Source organism: Longimicrobium sp., assembly GCF_036554565.1.
In the GTDB taxonomy this organism is placed as follows: Bacteria; Gemmatimonadota; Gemmatimonadetes; order Longimicrobiales; family Longimicrobiaceae; genus Longimicrobium.
In genome coordinates this window covers 1-6,470 of the sequence record NZ_DATBNB010000523.1, presented here as the reverse complement: position 1 = coordinate 6,470, position 6,470 = coordinate 1, and the positions used below count along the sequence as shown (strand labels likewise).

The window sequence follows — 6,470 nt, the reverse complement described above, 5'->3', positions numbered from 1 at the left end:
GCCAACGCGCGCGCCATCCGCATGGCCGAGGACCGCAGCGAGTTCGCCAAGGCCATGGACCGCATCGGCCTGAAGGTGCCGCACGGGGGCTTCGCGCGGTCGCTGGACGACGCGTGGCGCATCGTGGACGACACGGGCTATCCGGCCATCATCCGCCCGTCGTTCACCCTGGGCGGCACCGGCGGCGGGATCGCGTACAACCGCGAGGAGTTCGAGGAGCAGGTGCGCCACGGGCTGGAGCTATCGCCCGTGCACGAGGTGCTGATCGACCTGTCGGTGATCGGCTGGAAGGAGTTCGAGCTGGAGGTGATGCGCGACGGGGCCGACAACGTCGTCATCATCTGCTCCATCGAGAACGTCGATGCCATGGGCGTGCACACGGGCGACAGCGTCACCGTGGCGCCGGCGCAGACGCTGTCGGACGTGGAGTACCAGAAGATGCGCGACGCGGCCATCGCCATCATTCGCGAGATCGGCGTGGAGGCGGGCGGCTGCAACGTGCAGTTCGCGCTGAACCCCGCGAACGGCGAAATGCTGATCGTGGAGATGAACCCGCGCGTGTCGCGGTCGTCCGCGCTGGCGTCCAAGGCCACGGGCTACCCCATCGCCCGCATCGGCGCCAAGCTGGCCGTGGGCTACACGCTGGATGAACTGCCCAACGCCATCACCGCGTGCACGCCGGCGTCGTTCGAGCCGGTGCTGGACTACGTGGTCGTAAAGTTCCCGCGCTTCGCCTTCGAAAAGTTCCCCAAGGCCGACGCCACGCTGGGCGTGCAGATGAAGGCCGTCGGCGAGTCGATGGCCATCGGGCGCACCTTCAAGATGGCGTGGCAAAAGGCCATCCGCGCGCTGGAAGTGGGCCGCGGCGGCTGGGAAACCAGCACGCTCAAGGAAGACCGCCTGGACGACGACGAGGCCGAGACGCTGCGCCGCGCCCTGCGCCGCCCGACGCCCGAGCGCTACTACCAGCTCAAGCGAGCCCTGGAGGCCGGCTTCACCGTCGACGAGGTCGCGGAGCTCACCTTCATCGACCCCTGGTTCATCGCGCAGCTCGAGCAGCTGGTGCAGGCCGAGCGCGAGTACGCCGGGCTGGGCGAGGTGGACCGCGACGCGCTGCAGCGGATGAAGAAGCTGGGCTTCAGCGACGTGCAGCTGGCGCGCATCCGCGGCGAAACGGAGGACGCCGTCCGCGAGCGCCGCTGGGGGATGAAGCTGCACCCCGTCTACAACCGGGTGGATACCTGCGCGGGTGAGTTTCCCGCCACCACGCCGTACCTGTACTCGACGTACGGCGAGGAGAACGAGTCCGAGCCGTCCGACCGGCACACGGTGGTCATCCTGGGCTCCGGGCCCATCCGCATCGGCCAGGGGGTGGAGTTCGACTACTGCTGCGTGCAGGCCGCGCTGGCGCTGCGCGAGGCGGGTTTCGAGACGGTGATGGTCAACTCCAACCCGGAGACGAACTCCACCGACTTCGACATCAGCGACAAGCTGTACTTCGAGCCGCTGACGCTGGAAGACGTTCTCGAGATCGTCCGCCTGGAGCAACCCGAGGGGGTCATCGTGCAGCTGGGCGGGCAGACGCCGCTGAAGCTGGCGCAGCCGCTGGACCGGCTGGGCGTTCCCATCCTCGGCACGCCGGTGGAGGCCATCGACCGCGCGGAAGACCGGGAGCGCTTCGAGGAGCTGGCCCGCTCGCTCGGAATCCGCCAGCCGCCGAACGGCCTGGCGACCAGCATGGAGCAGGCGGCGGAGATCGCGGGGCGCGTCGGCTATCCCGTGCTCGTGCGCCCCAGCTACGTGCTGGGAGGGCGGGGGATGGTGATCGTGTACGACGAGCCGCAGCTGCGCCACTACTTTGCGACGGCCGCCAGCGTCAGCCACGAGCGCCCCGTGCTGATCGACCGCTTCCTGGAAGACGCCTTCGAAGCCGACGTCGACGCCCTGTGCGATGGCGAAACGGTGGTGATCGGCGGGGTGATGCAGCACATCGAGGAGGCCGGCATCCACTCGGGCGACAGCGCGCAGGTGCTGCCGCCGTACCTGCTCGAGGACCGCCACATCGAGCAGATGCGCGAAAGCACGCGCCGGTTCGCGCTGGAGCTGGGCGTCGTCGGATTGATCAACGTGCAGTACGCCGTCTTCGAGGGCGAGGTGTACGTGATCGAGGTGAACCCGCGCGCCTCGCGGACGGTGCCGTTCGTGAGCAAGGCCACGGGCGTGCCCCTCGCCCGCATCGCCGCGCGGCTGATGGGCGGCGAGCGGCTGGCAGACTTCCACCTGCCGGAGGAGATTCCTGTCGGCGGGGTGGCGGTAAAGGAATCCGTATTCCCCTTCAACAAGCTGGAGGGCGACACGGTGCTGGGGCCCGAGATGCGGAGCACCGGCGAGGCGATGGGCTTCGACGACAGCTTCGGGATGGCGTTCGCCAAGGCCCAGATCTCCGCGGGGATGGAGCTGCCCTCGGGCGGCAACGTGATCATCACCGTGAACGACCGCGACAAGCGCACGGTAACGCCCATCGCGCGGCGCCTGCACGACATGGGCTTCCGCATCCAGGGCACCGGGGGCACGGCCAAGTACCTGCGGCAGCGCGGAATTCCGTGCGACGCCATCTTCAAGGTGAACGAGGGGCGGCCGAACATGGCCGACCACATCATCTCGGGAAGCGTGGCGCTGCTGATCAACACGCCGCTGGGCAAGCAGAGCCAGTACGACGACTACGCGGCGCGGCGGGCGGCCATCACCTACAAGGTTCCGTACATCACCACCATGTCCGCCGCCGAAGCCGCGGTAGACGCCATCAGCGCCCTCCGCAGCCGCACCCGCGAGGTGCGCAGCATCCAGGAGCGCACGGGGCACCTGGTGGGGGGTGGTGCGCCCGCTGGCGGATAACGTCCGCGGCTTGAACCTGGTGCGGGAAGCGCGATATCTCGCGGTGCGACGGCACTCCGGCCATCGTTGCGCCACCCGCACTGAGCGGCCATGCTCACGGTCAAAGAGGCTTTCGGGGTGGCGCAGGAGTGGGTGCGCCACCTGTACGCCGAATCCGAGTTGAAGCACCTCCGGCTGGAAGAGGTGGAGCTTTCGGACGACGAGCGGTACTGGAACATCACGCTCGGCTGGGCTGAGCCTGCCATTCGGGAGAACGCGTTCGCCACCACGCTCAGCAGCGGCGCGCGCGTGCTTCCCCGTGTCTACAAACGGCTGGAAGTCGATGTGGAGACCGGCGCGGTGAAGTCGATGACAGATCCGGGAGGTTGCCTGATGCCGATTTCCGGGTTTCTGCCGGGCGACGAAGAAGCTCGGAACGAGCGATACCGGCGCATGCCGATCAGTGAAAAGCTCGAATGCATCGCCGAACTCAACCGGTTGGAGGATGAGCGGCGCCGGGCCGACATCCGCGTGCGGTACGGATCGCTCTCCGAACGTGAAATGCGTTTGCGCCTCGCCGCGCCGCGACTCGGCCGCGAGTTGATGAAGAAGGCGTTCGGCTGGGATCCAGACGAGAAGGGCTGGTAAGCCCATCGCTACTTGCTCGGGTCGAGCGATTCGATCAACGGCGGGTTTGCGCAGGAGCGGGCTTCTTCGGGTGAACGGTGTTTGTTGATTTCCCCTCGAACAGGCTTCCCTTCATGTCCAGCATCTCGATGCCCACTGACGAGCGTTCCACACAGTCCACCTTGGGCGGCCGCGTCCGCGACGCGCTGGTGGGGCGCCGCATTGATCGGAGCTCCAGCGTCCTTTTCAGTTGCCTGAACGGGGCGGCGTTCGTGCTGTACTTCCTCGCGCTGCTCTTCTACATGCTGGTCGCCGCGATGGCGGCGGGGACGACCACACCGCCCATGCAACAGTGGTTTACGGGCATGCTCTGGGCACTCGGCACCGGGGCGGTGGCGTGCCTGTACACGGGGGTGGTGCTCGCGGCACGCCACCGCTGGCCGTGGGCCGCGCAGTACCTCGCGCTCGCGGCGCTGATCGCGGTGGTGCTGCTGCACATCTTCGCACCGCCAGGCATCCATTCGCCGCGCCCGGTCGCATGAACGTCTACTACCGGCTCGCCTCGAGGGTGGGGATGTCCTCAACTTCAATCGCCTCGTTCCGGATCTTGGGAACGAAACCTGGGGTTGGCCGGTGATCACGATTCACGTCTCCCTTGAGATCGATGCGCCGCCCGACCGCGTGTTCGACCTGGCGCGCAGCATCGACTTCCACAGCGTCTCTCTCGCGCACACGGGTGAGAAGGCGGTGGCGGGGCGGACGTCGGGGCTGATCGAGCTGGGGCAGTCCGTGACGTGGCGCGCGCGGCACTTCGGCGTGCGGCAGCACCTGACGAGCCGCATCAGCGCGTTCGACCGGCCGCGCTACTTTCAGGATACGATGGTGCGCGGGGCGTTCGCGTCGATGGTGCACGACCACCACATCGATGCCGCGCCGGATGGCGGGACCATGCTGCGGGACGAGCTCCGGTTCGCCGCTCCGCTCGGCATCCTGGGCCGAATCGCCGAGCGCCTGGTGCTGCGGCGCTACATGACGCGGTTCCTCCACACCCGCAACGCCGTCCTGAAGCGCGTCGCCGAGTCCGACGAGTGGAGGCAGTTCCTGGAGGGGGCTCCGGGCGCGCCACAAGGCTGAACACGCACGAGGGCAGGCGAGTCCGCGAAGGCGGACTTCGTGTGGTTGTTGCCGCGACTTCAGTCGCCCCGGCAGGGTGTGCACCGGGCTTTTGTGACCGCTGCCGCGCCCAGGTTTGTACGTGGCTCAGGCTAGATCCTTCGGCCCGCGTAGGGTGTGCTGCGGGCCGGTTCGGTGCGCCTGGGCCTCAGGATGACACGCTCTTGTGCTGCAAGAAGTTAAGTCGTGCCACCACGGTCTGGTGTGTACCCCCTCTCGCCACGCTCTTTGTGGGAGAGGGTGGCCCGCGTGTCAGCGCGGCCGGGTGAGGGCCCCACGGCAGCCGAGGCCCCGGCTTGTGTGACCGCTGCCGCGCCCAGGTTTATACGTGTTTCAGGCTAGATCCTTCGGCCCGCGCAGGGTGTGCTGCGGGCCGGTTCGGTGCGCCTGGGCCTCAGGATGACAGGGTGTGGCGCGGGTGCCGGGGGCCGGTTCGGTGCGCCAGGGCCTCACGATGACAGGATGTGGTGCGGTGCGCGTAGAAGTCGTTGTTCTCCCCTCTCCGCACGCAGTTTGTGCGGGGAGGGGCGGGGGAGGGGCCCCTCTACGGCAGCGGCATCCGCATCAGATGCGCGGGCTCCAGCACCATCCCGGGCTTCACCGCGCCGTCGTCGCCGATGCGCTCCCAGCCACTGTCGGGGATGAAGAACAACTCGCCCCCGACCACCACCGCGTGCGTCGGCTGCGTGAGCAGGGGCGTGCCCGATTCCAGCGCGCGCCAGCCCGTCACCGCTTTTCCGGCCGAATCCAGTTCCAGGTAGACCACCCGCTTGGGCGTAACCCCGTTCTGCAGCGCGACCAGCCCGCGGCCGGCCCGCACCAGGCCGTCGATGCCGGAGATTGCGATGGAATCCGCGGCCTGCACCCACTCCACCTCGCTGCTTTGACGATCGACGATGGCGATGCCGCGTACGTAATCCGCCACGTACAGCCGCCGCCCATCCGCCGCCACCGCGATCCCCTGCGGCGACACCAGCCCCTCCGCCGCGAACGGCTCCATCTCTTCCCCGCCACGCTCCAGCCGATAGACCACGCCCTCGTCCGCATCCGACACGTACACGGTGCCATCCGGCGCCACGGCCATGTCGCCCAGCGTGTGGCGCTCGTCCCCCTGCGGCTCGTAGCGGCGGCGGAGGGCGCCAGTGTCCATGTCGTACGCCAGCAGGGCCGAGCGTCCGGAATCCGCCGCCTGGTAACCCGCGAAGAGGGGTGACGCGGCCGTAGCGGCCCACAGGGTTCGCGTCAGGGTGTCGGCGGCGATGGCCAGCATGGACCACTGCCCGTCGCGGCGCGGGGGGACGAACTCCGTCCATCCGCCCGCCGGCGAGTACGCGGCGATGCCGCCGTGGCGCAGGCTGGACAGGAAGAAGCGCCCCGTGCGCGGATCGAACGCCACGCCCTCGGGAAGGAAGGCGGAATCGGGCAGCGTGAACGCCACCTGGGCCGCGCCCACCGGCCGCGCGTTGGCGGCGATCCGTTCGGCGATGGCCGCCCACCCCGGCGCCGAGCGGATGGATTCCAGCGCCGAGTCCGCCGCGACGTCGCCGGTCAGCCCCGTGGCGGCGTACGCGCGCAGCCACTCGACGGCGTCTTCCGTCCGCCCCAGGCGCGCGTCGGCACGGGCCAGGTTCAGCACGATGGATGGGTGATAGCCGATCTGCTCGCGCACGCGCACCAGGGCGTAGCGCCACGTGCCCCAGTCGCCCGTGCGGCGGGCCGCTTCGCCCGCCTCGTAGTGCTCGCGCCAGGTGCTGTCGGATGCGGCGGTTGCGGTGTCCGGGGCGGTTTCCTGCGCG

5 protein-coding genes are annotated in these 6,470 nt (G+C 68.9%); 4 read left to right on the top strand and 1 reads right to left on the bottom strand.

Translation table 11 applies throughout. The features are described 5' to 3' along the window. The 4 genes from carB to VIB55_RS14370 form a co-directional block, all read left to right on the top strand. A partial coding sequence (gene carB, locus VIB55_RS14385; RefSeq protein ID WP_331877346.1) for a carbamoyl-phosphate synthase large subunit occupies positions 1–2,895 on the top strand: 2,895 nt, incomplete at its 5' end. A gap of 90 nt (positions 2,896–2,985) precedes the next feature. Then, the gene (locus tag VIB55_RS14380; RefSeq protein ID WP_331877345.1) at positions 2,986–3,522 is read left to right on the top strand and encodes a hypothetical protein; all 537 of its coding nucleotides are present in this window, start codon (positions 2,986–2,988) and stop codon (positions 3,520–3,522) included. Between the two features lie 113 nt (positions 3,523–3,635). Continuing rightward, on the top strand, positions 3,636–4,043 hold the full coding sequence (locus VIB55_RS14375; RefSeq protein ID WP_331877344.1) for a hypothetical protein: 408 nt from the start codon (positions 3,636–3,638) through the stop codon (positions 4,041–4,043). A gap of 91 nt (positions 4,044–4,134) precedes the next feature. Then, entirely contained in the window at positions 4,135–4,635 is a 501-nt protein-coding gene (locus VIB55_RS14370; protein ID WP_331877343.1) for an SRPBCC family protein, read from the top strand. 583 nt (positions 4,636–5,218) lie between these two features. Here VIB55_RS14370 and VIB55_RS14365 read toward each other — a convergent pair. Beyond that, positions 5,219–6,470: SMP-30/gluconolactonase/LRE family protein (locus tag VIB55_RS14365; protein ID WP_331877342.1), on the bottom strand; the 1,252-nt coding region annotated here is incomplete at its 5' end.

What these genes read in the sequence shown, in the direction of transcription:
- VIB55_RS14380 (WP_331877345.1), top strand. Translation starts at nt 2,986, where the DNA reads ATGCTCACGGTCAAAGAGGCTTTCGGGGTGGCGCAGGAGTGGGTGCGC.
- VIB55_RS14375 (WP_331877344.1), top strand. Translation starts at nt 3,636, where the DNA reads ATGTCCAGCATCTCGATGCCCACTGACGAGCGTTCCACACAGTCCACC.